Origin of the sequence: Peribacillus phoenicis, assembly GCF_047238085.1 — a bacterium.
Classification (GTDB): domain Bacteria; phylum Bacillota; class Bacilli; order Bacillales; family DSM-1321; genus Peribacillus.
Window position 1 is genome coordinate 89,524 of sequence record NZ_JBDFMF010000004.1, and the last position, 14,587, is coordinate 104,110.

At 34.4% G+C, this 14,587-nt stretch carries 16 protein-coding genes and 1 pseudogene; 2 read left to right on the forward strand and 15 right to left on the reverse strand.

The window, feature by feature from the left end:
• Positions 1-4 precede the first annotated feature (4 nt).
• The 15 genes and pseudogenes from ABC374_RS27525 to ABC374_RS27595 form a co-directional block, all read right to left on the reverse strand.
• Positions 5-190: a hypothetical protein gene (locus ABC374_RS27525; RefSeq protein ID WP_413020548.1), complete on the reverse strand. Its 186-nt coding sequence runs from the start codon at positions 188-190 to the stop codon at positions 5-7.
• Between the two features lie 32 nt (positions 191-222).
• Complete coding sequence (locus ABC374_RS27530; protein ID WP_413020549.1) at positions 223-873, reverse strand: hypothetical protein; 651 nt, start codon at positions 871-873, stop codon at positions 223-225.
• Positions 874-882: 9 nt separating this feature from the next.
• A complete protein-coding gene (locus tag ABC374_RS27535) occupies positions 883-1,956 on the reverse strand; it encodes a hypothetical protein (RefSeq protein ID WP_413020550.1) in 1,074 nt (357 codons plus the stop codon).
• A gap of 831 nt (positions 1,957-2,787) precedes the next feature.
• Positions 2,788-3,843 (reverse strand): Abi family protein, encoded by a 1,056-nt coding sequence (locus tag ABC374_RS27540; RefSeq protein WP_413020552.1) that lies wholly within the window; start codon positions 3,841-3,843, stop codon positions 2,788-2,790.
• Positions 3,844-4,237: 394 nt separating this feature from the next.
• A complete protein-coding gene (locus tag ABC374_RS27545) occupies positions 4,238-4,951 on the reverse strand; it encodes a DUF6710 family protein (RefSeq protein WP_413020553.1) in 714 nt (237 codons plus the stop codon).
• A 148-nt stretch (positions 4,952-5,099) separates the two neighbouring features.
• Positions 5,100-5,756, reverse strand: coding sequence for a hypothetical protein (locus tag ABC374_RS27550; RefSeq protein WP_413020554.1), 657 nt, complete (start codon positions 5,754-5,756; stop codon positions 5,100-5,102).
• A gap of 76 nt (positions 5,757-5,832) precedes the next feature.
• Complete coding sequence (locus ABC374_RS27555) at positions 5,833-6,984, reverse strand: phage major capsid protein (protein WP_413020556.1); 1,152 nt, start codon at positions 6,982-6,984, stop codon at positions 5,833-5,835.
• A gap of 101 nt (positions 6,985-7,085) precedes the next feature.
• Positions 7,086-7,698: pseudogene (locus ABC374_RS27560) on the reverse strand (head maturation protease, ClpP-related); the annotation flags it as partial.
• A 193-nt stretch (positions 7,699-7,891) separates the two neighbouring features.
• Positions 7,892-8,299 (reverse strand): hypothetical protein, encoded by a 408-nt coding sequence (locus tag ABC374_RS27565; RefSeq protein ID WP_413020557.1) that lies wholly within the window; start codon positions 8,297-8,299, stop codon positions 7,892-7,894.
• Entirely contained in the window at positions 8,296-8,694 is a 399-nt protein-coding gene (locus tag ABC374_RS27570) for an ArpU family phage packaging/lysis transcriptional regulator (RefSeq protein WP_413020558.1), read from the reverse strand. Before ABC374_RS27570 ends, ABC374_RS27565 begins: the two co-directional genes overlap by 4 nt.
• 46 nt (positions 8,695-8,740) lie before the next feature.
• A complete protein-coding gene (locus ABC374_RS27575) occupies positions 8,741-9,028 on the reverse strand; it encodes a hypothetical protein (protein WP_413020559.1) in 288 nt (95 codons plus the stop codon).
• 1 nt (position 9,029) lies between these two features.
• Positions 9,030-9,278, reverse strand: a complete 249-nt coding sequence (locus ABC374_RS27580) for a hypothetical protein (RefSeq protein ID WP_413020560.1) — start codon at positions 9,276-9,278, stop codon at positions 9,030-9,032.
• Between the two features lie 306 nt (positions 9,279-9,584).
• Positions 9,585-12,002 (reverse strand): DUF927 domain-containing protein, encoded by a 2,418-nt coding sequence (locus ABC374_RS27585; RefSeq protein WP_413020561.1) that lies wholly within the window; start codon positions 12,000-12,002, stop codon positions 9,585-9,587.
• Positions 12,003-12,100: 98 nt separating this feature from the next.
• Complete coding sequence (locus tag ABC374_RS27590) at positions 12,101-12,370, reverse strand: DNA-binding protein (RefSeq protein ID WP_413020562.1); 270 nt, start codon at positions 12,368-12,370, stop codon at positions 12,101-12,103.
• Positions 12,363-12,614, reverse strand: coding sequence for a helix-turn-helix domain-containing protein (locus tag ABC374_RS27595; protein WP_413020563.1), 252 nt, complete (start codon positions 12,612-12,614; stop codon positions 12,363-12,365). Before ABC374_RS27595 ends, ABC374_RS27590 begins: the two co-directional genes overlap by 8 nt.
• A gap of 129 nt (positions 12,615-12,743) precedes the next feature.
• On the opposite strand from ABC374_RS27595, the gene ABC374_RS27600 reads away from it, so the two are divergent.
• On the forward strand, positions 12,744-13,427 hold the full coding sequence (locus ABC374_RS27600) for a helix-turn-helix domain-containing protein (RefSeq protein WP_413020564.1): 684 nt from the start codon (positions 12,744-12,746) through the stop codon (positions 13,425-13,427).
• The gene (locus ABC374_RS27605) at positions 13,420-14,586 is read left to right on the forward strand and encodes a site-specific integrase (RefSeq protein ID WP_413020565.1); all 1,167 of its coding nucleotides are present in this window, start codon (positions 13,420-13,422) and stop codon (positions 14,584-14,586) included. The genes ABC374_RS27600 and ABC374_RS27605 overlap by 8 nt, the downstream gene beginning before the upstream one ends.
• Position 14,587: the final 1 nt, after the last annotated feature.

Consider the following 14,587-nt stretch of genomic DNA (forward strand, 5'->3'; position numbering starts at 1 on the left):
TATTTTATTTTTTTTCAAACAACTCAGGGTAAAGAGCTTTAAAGTCCTTTAACGCTTCGTCCTTTGCTTCCATGAACTCTTTTGAGTTAATAATTCCTTTTTTATTCAGAAGATTAAGCATTGCATTTGTATTTAATATGTTATTGACTTGTTCCTCCAGGGAATCAAAATCACCGTACTTCATTCCCAATTAAATCACCTCTTTTAAGGCTATTTTTAAACTTATTTCTCAAACGGGGACCTATTCATTATACTTTTTAACTCGTCCCCGTCGCTTTTTTCTCCATTACTAACTTTCTCCTCGGTTTGTTCATTTTCATTTACATTGGGATTATAATTTCTATTAAGGAGTTCCCTTTTTAATCCTAGGTCTACCGCTGACAATCTTATAAAATCGTTAATATCAGTATTTCGTTTAATAGCATCGGTATCCCTTCTCACATCCTCCAATGTAGAGAGCATTTTTTTATAAGTTCCTTCTCCTTGCCATAATGTTATTAATGACATTACAAATGAAGCAATTCCAAGTATGAATCCAACCCAGCTGTTGGCATCTTCTATACCTAACTTATTGTTGTCATCCAAAACACTTACTAAGTAAAGGCCAAATAATGCAACAATCGGGAAAATATAAATAAATAACCTTACAAAAATAGCTACACTTTGTTCAGAAACCTCCGCTTCTTCATCGCTATCCAGAACCTTATTATTATTTTTTTGGTAAAATTGAGTTAAAACAAATAAAGCTCCTATGTTTAATAAAAAAATAATGAAATAAATATAGGAGTGATCTGAAAAAAACTTAACCAATGAAATATTGATTACTGTTAAAGTTGCTATTGTTGTTAAGATAACCAATACAAATCGAATCATTGCCTCACCTTAACTCCCCGACAATGCCCGCTGTCTTATTTGATCTAAAATATTTACCGTATTTTCCTCATTAATTAATCCAGGCTCTTGTATATATTTTTGTGTAATGTTTTCAAGAAGCTCATAAAAGAATTTGACTAGTTCAAGTGTATGATGATCCCTTTTAATACCAATTTTTGTTCTATTATCGCGAATGCCAATTTCTATGTTTACCAAGTGCTCAATTTCTTCATTTAATTTAAATTTAAGGGCTAACTTTACCCCCACTAAGTCTCGTGATTTCATAAATAAATAATCACAAATTGATTTATCCTCTAGTAGGTCATTTCCTTGGACTCTAACCTTTTGGGGATTCTTACTTTTTGATGAAGTTTCTAATTCAATATTCTTAATTTCACCCAATGCACCTAATTTATCCAATCCATGATAGATAAAATCTATGACCTTTACGGTATGAAAAGAAAAACTTCCTACAACATCGTTAGCTATTCCTGTTTTATTAATGTTCAATGGAGTTATTGCTCTTCCGAAAATATGAGTTAATGCTGTAAGTACATTATTAAATAAGTCTCTGTCTCCAGTAAATGCTGAAATATGACCTTCACTTGGCTTAATAATCACCCTAATTTTCCGAGAGTAAATCACTGGTCTTGATTCCAAGGAATCAAAGTCGTAAGAAGGTTTTTTTTCAGTATAAGTATAATGAAAAAGAAGTTCCTTCTCATCATAATCAATTAATTCCATGTTTTCTCTTTGAGTTGTTTGATAAGGGATTGACGATCCAGAAAACTCGTGAGTTCTGTTAAATTCTATGCAGTTAGCGTTAATTTCATCCTCCGATATTAGAGATCCATTATAAACACCCAAATGAGCATTATATCTAGTTTTAGGGGTATTGAAGGTACTATCTATTATTTTTTCTTTATCAGCTGATGGAATTACTGGTATTAAATTCTGAATGAGCCTTGGCTTCCCTGCATTGGGGTCAATTTGTTCATCGTTATTATATTTTTCGGTTAATTTTTTAAGCTCTGGTATGCTATTTTTTGATAAGGCATGTGCCAAAGTGAAATTATCTTCCATAAGCTCCTCCTGAGATTACAGGTTTTTTACTTCCACTAGACATTCTAAAAATATTATATTATTATTTTTAGAGAACAGTTGTCTGGCGTGTAGGTATTACTCCTGCATGTCTTTTTTTATAGTACAATATTATCATACAGTTCCTAATTTTGGTTAATAAATAAATTTTTAAAATGACCCTCTCGACTATAAGAGGTGCTTAATAAAACCAGTATTGGATAAATATTAAGTGACATTTTTAAAAATCAGTAAATCTTATTTTTTTATATAATTTTACGTATATCACCAAACGGTTACATCATACAATATGATAACAGCTATGACGCTTGATGCGACTACATTGAACAAGATATTTAGAATATTCCTCGGACCGTAAGAGCATAAAATAACTGAAGCGTTGCCGCGCCTCAGCCACTGCTTACACGAAAACAAATTAGTGATGTTATGTCCTCAGTCTTTTACGAGGGCATTTTCTTTATTAGAATAAAAAGAGTACATAACGAAATTATAAAACTAGTCGACTGAAAAAACATGTTGAACCCAAATTGAATTATGTCCATTGGCCATCACCTCCTTTTCAGGATACTTGCCTATTGGTGTTTTCATGTAAGTACTTTATAGTTTATTAGGCAATAAAAAATTTATATCTTGCGAATCAAAGTAAACATTAAATTGTATTAGAAAATATTGATGATTTCAGAATAGATGAAGTACTTTATAACGAGGATATTGATATTACGGAGTTAATTAAGAAAGTTCGACCACCACCATTTTGATTACTTTTTATGAAACAAAAAAAAGCCCTCACATTTGAGAAGGGCTTTTTTTCATCTAAACTTTAAAAAGCTGAGAGTTTATATTGTTTAGAAATGTTGAATGATTAACATCAGGTAAATTTTCAAATAAGCATTTTGAATAATCTAACGGTAAACCCATTTGCTTTATTACTCTATCACCATACTTTTTATACTCTTTACTATACTTTTCTATATAAAAATTAATGCCTACTGCAAAATTTAAATACGCAGTAGCGTCACTTTTGAAAAAGAATGCTATTCCTATAAACAAAGCAAAAATATCATTTCTTCCCTGACCTTTATTATACGCAGTTTTAACTATCTCAAATCTATCATATGCCTGAGAATAATATGGCAATTGTTCTCTTACTTTGTGACTATACATCCTTCCCCCATGGGCAGCCCAATTCCTATATCTCCAAAAAATCTCTAACATTTTAATGAAAAATTCCTTTAAATCTTCATCAATTTCACTCTTGGATATGCCTAAACAACGACAAATCAGATAATCTTTTTCCTCTTTTCTAAAGAGTTTATAAATATATAATAAGTTCCCAAAAGTGGCACCCTTCACTAAAATCCATGGAGGGATATTGTAATGATTTTCTCTATAATGTTTCATTGGGTGATTATTACTTGTACATATTTTTTTCAACTCTTCAATCAGTATATCTCTTTGACTCTTACCTTTTGCTGTTATAGAACCTGGTTTAAAGTTCTTGGGATTTAAGTATTGTTCCTGATTCTCACCAAACCTTTCAGCAAAAATATAGTTAATATTTGTTGCCAATGTGCTCTCTATGTTCTCCAAAGCAGACAAAATTTCTATTCTGATTTTTTTATCAAAATCATGCAAGTTAATTATATCTGTAAGGGTTGTATCATCCTCATAGCAATCTTCTTCAAATTTACTTTGTTTCTTTTTAAGAAAGATATCTTTATAGCCATTTATGACAGAATAGTAACTATGTTTAGTTAATAAATATTTTGCTTGTTCCTTATTTTTAACAATTAAATTTCTTTTAACTAAGATATCTATTTGTTCGTCTAAGGTTTTAAAAGGTTTACCCAAACCATCACCCATATTCATTCTTTTTCTTCAATTATACATATTTAAACAGAAAAAAACCTCCTAATTTAATCATTAGAAGGTTTTTTCTAGCTAAAACTAGCCCGATTCATTTATTAATGATTATTATATACACAACTCATAAAAATTTCAAGAATTAAACACAAGAAAAAAAACGCAATTTCCTACAAAAAACGATCTTATTTCCTGTTGCTTTATCATGTAATTCTATTGCTCCAAATTATTCTTTTTAATCCAGCAAAAAAACTCCTTATTAAAAGGAGGTTATAAAGAGTGAGTTTTCGGGATTATTAATAGTGTATTCCTTCATTAACTTTATGTTCAGAATTTTAAATTAGGATTACTCAATATTGTATCCATTCAATTATTTAGCTTATTAGATAAGTATTTAATGTTAAAAATTAATATCGTTTTCTTTCATTAATCTCCCGATTTCAAAAATTGCTGCAAAATCAACATTTTTAACCTCAGATATAACTTCATCATTCTTAAATGAATAATAATATTCGCCATCACTATAAATGTAATCATATAACTTACTAATATCTATAGCCTTTGAAGTATTAATTTGTCCTTGGCCTTGAATTATACCGGTGCTAATTGAGTGGTTTCCAGAGTTAACCCAAGCAACCCCCATCGGTAACCATAGCTCGACCCAATGATTATAATCTTGCTTCCAAGGACCATTTTTTCTCTCCTCTCCTATTTGTGTAATGCAGTTTATTAGTCTTCTTCTTTTCCATGGCCACGGTAGTACTAAGTCTCTACCCAGTTGAAGCTTTTTGGTTAAATTTACTTCAACTAACAAACTCTCGATTGTTATGTCATCAGATATCATTGTCCTCGGGTCCATAAAAATCACTTCAGGGTATAGACTCGGTAATTCAGTTTCATTTTTAGAAATTAATAAACTGGTTAAATAATTCGTTTGTAGATTTCTTCCCAGAAGCCTTATGACATCAAAAATGGGATGATTACCATTTTCAAATCCTCCATCCTTACTTACCTGCGTTTCACTTATTACTGATTTAGCGAAATCTATAATCAAATTAAAACGAGCAGTTTTATCATTTGTTGTTTTTTGTTTAGAAAACAGTTTTTTAAACATCTGTTCACCCCTTCTTTTAAATACATATGACTGGTGAACCAATTCATTTCCTAACTTTTTTAATCAGCAAATAAACAATAAAAAAACCTTCTCGATTATTAGAGAAGGATCTTAATTAAAAGAATTTACTAGTACAGTAATAGATATTTCAACATTCGTGAAGCTTCCGACTCGGTAATAATTCCATTATCTCGATTTGGTACAATATCCGTAATAGCCTTAAAATAGGGTTTTCTTCAACCTCGGTAATTTCTTCTGTCAACTCTTCAGGATCCACAATATATTCTACAAAAGAATGGTAAAAAGGCCAGGAACCAAGCCCCCCAATGACTGCTAAAACAGACTCTGGTTTAACAATTGTTTTGTAAATACGTTTAGTTTTGATTCCTTGTTCCTCACGCAAACGAAAAAACAGTGCCGTAATTGGATCTGCTGACCAAGACATACTGCGTTTAAATTTAGGGTGACTTCCACGGTATAATGTAATTTCATTTGAAGGTTTCTGACCATTACCATCTGTAAAGAAACCTACTTCTTTGAATAAAGAAATCCACTTAACTCCATCCACAGCTTGAGGGTATACTGAGTTTTCCCACGCCTCGATTAATAATGTTGGCTTCTCGTCATCAATAATATTTGGCCACCATTTCTTTAAGAAATAAAGTTGATCCATAAAATGTGCAGCATTAAGTGCTTCACTTGCTGTTTTTGCTTTCTTTGCTATGGCACGCCTTCGCTTTCTTTCCTTCAACCTCAAAGTCTCATTTTTACCTGTTACATGAACTCCAGAGTTACCAAATTTCATGTTTTTGAATAACTCCTACCTTAATTAAAAGTTGGCGAAAAGAAAGAGGAGTATTCCCCCCTCCCCCTCTGTCTATTTATACACCTGCAGGCTCTTCAGTAAGAGCAAGATCTAAATCGTAAACCTGTACTGCTTTATTATCTTTTGGTTTTCCAGTTGCGAATTGCTTAGCAATGTATAATGTTGCGTCGTCCATTGCTAATGTTTGGTCGAATTTTTTAATTTCCATTCCTCCACCAATAGCTGCTAGATATTCCCCTTTTACAAAGAATAATACCTTACCTTGAGGAACAAACATTGATTCTGTAAAGATTGGGCTGAATGGAAGACTAGATACATAGGATCCTGCAGCATTTTGAACTGTTGAATTTGCCTTAATACCAAAGCTGTCAAATGGATTAGTGACCATTACAACTTTTCCGGCAATATTTCTCACCCGTTCCTCGCTTCCCACAGTGTGAATAGATAGTTTTTCTACTACGCCTTTTAACTCATTGATTGTAGTGCGTCCAGGTTTGAAGGTTAAAGTACCTGCAGAAGTTTTATCCGGGTATACCATTACCCCATTTACTACTGATCCATTTAAATCCTTCAGCAAACCAATAGGTTGATTATCTCCAGTTCCTGCAACAAAGCCTCGCTCTAATCCAACTGACATTGCTTCCACAATCATTGTACGAACATAACGTTCAACCCATACTGGTCCTAGCTTCAACATATCATTAGAGATTGGAATAAATGCAGTCAATTTAAGCTGACTGATAGACTCTTTTCGGAAAGTAGCATTTAGTTGTCCTTTAATATCACCAAAGATCGGACCCCAGACAGCTGCACCTTCTGGATTACCGTAAATGAATTCAGTAACAGCTCCAAGGTTTTGAATCCCAATTTGCTGCAGTAATGGATGACTTTGTTGTAAATCTTCAAAAATACGTTCCTGTGTTTCTACAGGGAGAGTTTCAGTGTCTTTAAATCCACCTTCTTCAATTACTGCATTGAAAAATCTTACTTCCTGTCCAGATAATTGATTAATACCACGCGATCCACTAAGCATATCCTGTTGAACTTCTGTACGTATGTTCTTGGTAACCTCTCTTTGTAGCTCATCGAAGTAATTTGTAAAAGCTTCTGTTTGTTGCGATTGGGTACTTTCTGTATTTGATAATACAGCTGTTAATTTTTCCTTTGCATCGTTCATTCCATTTTTATTATTAAATCTCATTACCATAGTTAACACACTCCTGAATTTTTATAGTTTATTAGAGTAACTGTTTAAAAACGCTTTTGCGATAGAACTTAAACCTTCTTTTTCTTTGCTTTTTTTCTCATTCATAATTTTATTTCTAACACCGTCAATTACTTGTTGTGGAATCATACTTGGCCCTGCAGAAGATGCTGCAATCTTTACTGTATTATCCATAAACATGATTTCATCAACTAAATTGTTTTCTAAGGCTTGTTGTGCCTCCATCCACGTTTCTTCTGCCATCATGGCTAACAATTCTTCTGCGGACTTTCCACTCTTAAGCGTATAAGCATTTACAATGGCTCTGTCTGTACTTTTTAACATTTCTGCTGCCTTTGTCATATCTCTATGATCACCAAATCCCCACATTGATGCGTTGTGAATCATCATTTGTGCTGTTGGCGAAATACGAACCTTGTCTGCTGCCATAGCAATAAAGGAAGCAGCACTTGCAGCCAACCCAACAATTTGAACTTCTACATGGCCAGGATAATTTTTTAAGGCCGTATATATCTCTGAACCATCATGAACATAACCACCCGGGCTATTAATTGAAACAATTACATCTTGCCCATTTGCTTCAGCCAAGGCTTTTGATACTTTGCTAGGACTTGTTGCGTCCATTTCAAACCAATCATAAATCCATGCATCATCATTCGAAATAATTGGTCCTTTAACCTCGATATTGTGCTTCATTTGCTTTTTTCACCTCCTTTTATTGCATTATTTACATCGATTTTTTACCTAAAAGCTTCTTCATGATTGACTTTTCTTGCCTAACCCCCCCTATACACGCGAGAAAATAGACAAAAATTTGGAGAGTCGAGCCCCCTCCCCGGTCCCCGGGTTGCAAAAAAAGGGTGAAACTTTTTAGGGGGGGCAGTGTATTTCACTCTCCACATCGGCCTTGCCGGTCCCCATAGACCATATGATCAACTCCTTTTATTCCAATGTTTATTTTCAAATACATTGCTAACTTAAATATGGCCCTATCCCTATACAGTCCGTATGTCCTTGCACTAATGGATGGGTTCATACGACAGGTATACATATCTATATCTGTTATGTAATCACTCTCGTTGTTTAGATATCGTTCCATTATCAAATGCTTTTCTCGAGCAGGCAGCCGACTAACAGCTTGGTCTATCCCTTCACAGAAAGCCTTCATATATGGTTGCTGATCTATATATCCCTCGGAGCCAATCAGTAATTGATAAAGCCTATAGCTTTCAAACTCTTGTTCAAGAACTTTACGGATCCTCTTCCTTTCATCAGCAGATAACTCCACTGTCTTCATATCATCCCAAGAGCATAAGCAATGGAGATAACAGCTGATTTCTTTTTCTGGTAGTAGATTGTTTTTTCTAAGTACATATTCATGTACACCTGAACATCTGTAGGAATAGATGACTGGAGATACTTAAGCTCTATGATCTCGCGTTCCACAGCATCTAATCCCTCTGCCAACGCCCTGTCAATCTGTTTAACTTTTAAATCATCCTTAATGTAATTCTCACGAATAGAAGGAAATAACCGGCCCACTCCAACTGCTTCACATTCTCGCTTGTTCTGCAGCCTTACCTTCAATGCACGGTAAAGTTTTAGTTGCTCCTTCACCATCCTTTGCAAGGCCTTATACTCGGCACCATCCAGGATCTTCATTTCAGCAAAAGATAAAGTTTCCTGTTTCATACAATCCCACCTTCGTGATATAATTCAGGTGGATAAAAAAACTTATTTATGCATTTAATTTTTCAGTGCCTTCACTATTCTCAGTAGTGGAGGTATTTTTCATCATATCAACGATTTTATCCATTCCTTCGTATGTGATCATCCCGGCACCTTTCGCCTTCCCAGCCAAATAAACGAGCATGATTGCCCACGATATTTCGCCATTTTCTTGTGACAGTTCCTCATCGAAAATTCGTTTATAAATTTCCCTTTCAGCCAAATTCGGCACTCTCAAACTCCCCACAAGTTCACGAAACTGCTCATAATTTCCAATTTGTTTTTTTGGTTTTTTCATATTAATGTTTCCTCCCTTGTTTAAGTTGGTTATTTTCAATAATGATTTTCTTCCCTTTATATTTGACCTTTTTTAAGTAATAACCGGTTTTATTAAATGGACTTTTTTCATTTGTGCAATGAGCAACCACATGTCCTTCTTCTCGACCGTGACGATGAAAATCAACACAATATGGACACCAAACAGCGAAAAATCCATCTTCGCTTCTTTCAATTGCTAACAGAACAGGAGCATCATAATTTCTTTTCATATCCTCAGACCTCTCTTTTGTGGTAACCTGCCGTAACCAGGTGTAACACAATATTTTCATTTTGGTAACCTTCAAAAATGTTGATATATCAATGTTTTTTCGGTTATTTTTTTCAAGGTAACCAAGTAACCACCTTTTTTATAAATATACATATATAACAGTTATCATTTTTTGTTTTTACATTCATGTTGTTAATTACATGTGTATATAATATTTATTTGGTTACTTAGGTTACTAGGTTACTTATTAATAGATATCCCTTATAAACTAGGGTTTTTTACGGTAACCAACCATGTATATTTAAGGTTACCCAAGGTTCCTTCTAGGAAGCTCTTCGAAGTCCAACCCCATTTCCTCAATTATGTTTTTTTTGATTTGTACAACCCTAAAGGAACTCCCCTGATGCTTTACTAATTGATAATCTACTTTTCTGTCATTACGAATACTTGTATTAGTAAACCCTCTTTCCATCCACTCCTTTCTAATCATCTTTTCTTCAGGGCCGAGAAATTCTTTAAGAAAGGCAGGAGTAATCCAAATTGTTTCATTCTTGTATAATGCCTTTATGTTGCTTGGTGGATAACTATAATAAATATCTTTGCGAGAACTATCCAATTTGATTAACAATTCCTCCATTAACTCCCTAGGCTTGTCGATCGCTTTATTTTCTTTGGCAATTACATCAAAAAGGACATCTAATGGTTTTAAGTCAACATTTATTCCGATAAGCTGTTTTAAAAGTTGGCCAGCGAAATGAACTGCAGCGTAATATAATGACAACCTGGTTAAGACTTCATTCCCTTTCGACTTGCTAAGATAATGATCTTTTGTCTTATAAAATTGCGAAATGTATTCACCTTTGTGCTCTTGATACGCTTTTATAAATTCTAGCCCTATTGTTCCATGGTACTTATCTAATGACTCGTGAATATGGGCAAAAAACTTATGGTCAACATTTTTAAAAGGGCTATCCGTCAAGCTTATTATCCTTGCAGCTGCTCCCCCTGCTTTAGCTGCATATTCATTCAAGGAAATCTCCCCTGTTGTAAGCATAATATTTTTCCAAGATTGCTCACGTTGTGATCCACTAAGGGATCCCCTTCCCTTCGACTTCCCACCACTAAATGTATAAACAAAAGATTGAAGGAGTTTTTCATCAGCCTTCCTACTATCATCCATTAATAATGGGAAACTATTTAAAAACGATGCCTTTCGTTCAATACTCACTTTTGTAGCATTGAATTCGTTTACCAATTCACTTGTACCCCAAACACTGGCCGCGATTTTTAGAGCAGTTGTTTTCCCTCTGGATGTGCTGCTTGTCAGATCGACTATAAATGGATCAATCTTCAGGTCATGAAGCAAGATGCTAGCAAATGAAGCAAGAACAAAGAATAAAGCATTTGGGTGTTTCTTGATTTTTTCAAATACATTTTCTACCCATTCTTCAACACTTCCCGAAGCTTGAAATGCCTCAACTAATTGATGTTCACCTTGATCACTTGGGATAATGTCATAACTTATTGCAAGCAAAGGATGAGCTATTCCTTTTTTGATATGCCCTATTCGATCTACCATATAGCCTCTTTCGATTTCATTGTTGGCCAAGACTTTATCGAAAAAGTCGATAAGTTGCTTTGAATTGTTGTCGTTGCAGGCAAAGCCCTTATCAGCAAGCTGTATAAGTTCTTTCTTTATTGCGATAGTTCCAGCTGGTACCAATTCCTTTATCGATTTTCCTCTGTCATTCCAAGTCAATTCATAATAAACCTGATGTCTTTCCACATTATGTAACTCTCTTTGGATAAAGGGAGCTTGTCTAGCAACCATAATGTCACGGAACTCGACTTCTCCACCTCTTATAGCTTTTGATTCTGTTCTAAATAGTGCATTGCCTATAACTTTATAAGGTAAGGGAATAACATGTGCTCCTTGAACAGTTGTCATTTCTTTCTTGCTTTTACTGACTTTTAGTTTAAGCACTGACTCAAGTAACGGTTTCAAATCATTTAAAGGAAAGTCAGTTTTGTCATAAATGAAGTGTTCATAGATCAAATGCACCCCATTTTTTATAATTTCCAAAGGAACATCACAGGATCTAAGTCTTCGAGCAAATTCATATAGAGAAGTGTTGCGTGCCCCTTGATCAGTAAATGGAATTGGAAAATCATAATCCTTTGTTTTTTCGCCGTTCCATACTGGGTGAAGATATTTTGGAAGCTCGTCCAATCCCTCCATGCTCTGTGTAAGGATGTAGCGATCTTCAGTATTTCTGGTTGGCCAAACAATATAACCTGATCCAGGAGGTTTCGTGTCAACCTTTATTCCTATTGCTGTAAAGTGTTTTGAAACTTGTCTAATTTTCGGCTCTATCGATTTGGCAAAAATGAATTGATATCCATTTGGTGTCTTTATTGCATGATGTTGGATACACTCTCCCTCCAGAAGGTCTCGAAGTAATAGGCCTTTGGCTTCTTCATCTACATCTATAACAATCCTTCCAGCCGGTATAGTGGTCCCTATCCAGTGCTGTTTATTTAGAAAAGCTTCTACTTGGTCAGGGGTTAAATCAGCTGCATCTTTCCATTTACCTACCGGATGCTTGGCTTTGCTGTACTCCTGATTTTTTCCACTATAGCCTTTCAGCTTGATTAATTTTGTCCCTGGTAAAAGTCTCTTTGCTACTTCAATAATTTCTATTGTTGAATTGGCAGCTTCAATCATTGAATGTCTTCACCCCCTTATTTATAGATGATTACTTTATGACTAATAATTTTCGTATTTTTTCAGCAAAAGAAAAGACACCGGAAAATGTTAGATATTCACTTTTTTCTCATTTCTAATGACCACTTGTTAATATATGATTGAACTTCATTTCTATTAAAAAGCCATTTGCTTCCGATTTTTATAGAAGGAAAATCTGGATTACTTAAAAATACTTTCTCGACTGTTGGCCACGATAAGGAAAGCATTTTACATAATTGCTTAGAATTCATAAGGAGAGATTCAAATTCAATTTGGTCTAACTTTTTTTGAATTTCTGCTTGGTATAAAGATTTGAGTTGATCCTCATCAACCTTGATTTCAAACATCTTTCCCCCTCCTAGTGTTTTTTTCTTTTTCAATCATGAATATTTCGTCAAACTCTACTTGCAAGGCATCCACAATTTTTTTTGCAATCGGAGGGCTGGGGTAACGATTACCATTACATATTTGAATTGCTGTAGCAGACCCTATATTGGCAACACCAGCCAACCCTCTCTTTGTAAGCCCTTTGCGAATGAGTAATTCATTAATAACCTCAATTCTAGGCCGAATCCTCATTTTAATTTTCACCACCCCAGTGAGTTCTTTTGTACTCGATTACTATAGTACTCATCTTAAATCAAAAAAAATCATTTGTAAATACTTTTGTTTATTTTTGTACTCACTTTGAATATAATAAAACTCAGAGGGGGAGAGACGATGAATGTAAAAGAATTTGGAGCTTATCTAAAGGAGTTGCGTAAAAGTAAATCTTTAAGTACTCATAAATTAGCTGAATTGTCAGGTGTATCACAATCTTATATTTCACATGTTGAAAATGGCCGGAAATCAAATGTACCTTCAACTGAAATATTAAAGAAGTTAGCAAGAGCTTTAGGAGTTAGCACTTTTGATTTAATTGAAAAAGCTGGTCATTTGCCCGACATCTCACCTATGGAAAGAGAAAGGCTTAATGTAAACTATGACGTTCAGGCTCAACTGGAGCCGCAATTAGAAAGAGCCTTGCAAATAATAGCAAAAGATAATGAATTTATAGCTGAGGTTCAAGAAGATATTAGAGAATTAGAGAAATTTTATGATAACCATTTAGAAATTGACGAAAAGATTACACCTTTATTCCTTAGAGACTTAGTTGAAAACTTTGATTGGGATGAGGAATGGATTCTTATACTTGTTTCAGATATAAATAAAGTGTCGAGAAAATATGACCCTAATGATTTAAAGAATATATTAGCGAGATATACTGATTTAACTACTTTTCTAAATCAACCAAATGTAACTTATAACAATAAATTGATATCGAGTGAACACAAAAAAATAATTCTCACAATGGTAGAGGCCTTGTTCGCAGCACAAGAAAAGGAGGGGCAAGAAGATGGCTAAGTTTAAACAACGTGGCAAAACATGGAGTTATCACATATACATTGGCACCGATCCAATCACTAAAAAGCGTATTGAGACATCAAAAGGCGGTTTTAAGACAAAAAAAGAGGCACAAGCAGCAGCTCGCCTCGTTGAATTAGAAAAACAAAATGGAACACTAATTAAAGAATCAGATGTTCCGTTCCAGGACATCGCCCAAAAGTGGATTAAAGATTATAGTCGCAGTGGTGTTAAGGTAAGCAGCGTTAGAGCTAGAGATAAAGAGATGAAGCACTTCATAAATGTATGGGGACTATATCCGATTAGCAAAATTACAAGTGAAATGTACCAAGACAGGATGTATGAGTTGAATGAAAAATATAGCTACAACTATTTGTCCGGCATTCATGCTTGCGGAAGAATGATTTTCCGTTTTGCTGTAAAAAGAGGACTAATAAAAATCAATCCTACAGAAGATTTTCAAATGCCTAAGCAACAAAAGACTGTAGAAGAATTAGAAAAAACCGAAGAGGAATATGTATTTCTTGAAAAAGAAGAATTGGCTCAATTTTTAAAACTGACTCAGTCAGAGGGTTTACCAATGGATCGCCTTGTTTTTACTGTACTTGCTTATACGGGTCTAAGAATTGGAGAATTGCTTTCTTTAAAATGGACTGATTTCAATGAAAGTGTAGGGACATTGCGAGTTACTAAAACCTTGTATAATCCAACTAACCATATTGAAAAGTATCAACTGCTTTCTCCAAAAACTCCTGGGTCAGTAAGGACAATAAGAATCGATGATATGATTATAAATATTCTCAAGAGCCAACGCATAAGACAAAATGAAACTAAGCTCAAAAATAGAATGATTTATAAGGACTCTGGATTTATATTTGCCCGTGAAGATGGTCACCCACAGTTACGAAAAGTGGTGGAGACCAGGTTAAAAAGGCTTCTAAAAATATCCAATATTCATAAGAACATCACTCCTCACTCATTTCGACATACTCACACCTCATTGTTAATTGAAGCAGGTGTAGGAATCAAAGAGATCCAGCAGCGTCTTGGACATTCTGATATAAATACAACCATGAACATTTATGCTCATATGACGGCAAACATGGAAGAAAAGGCCTCCCAACAGTTCAGCAAACTGATGAAAGACCTTCTCCTATAGA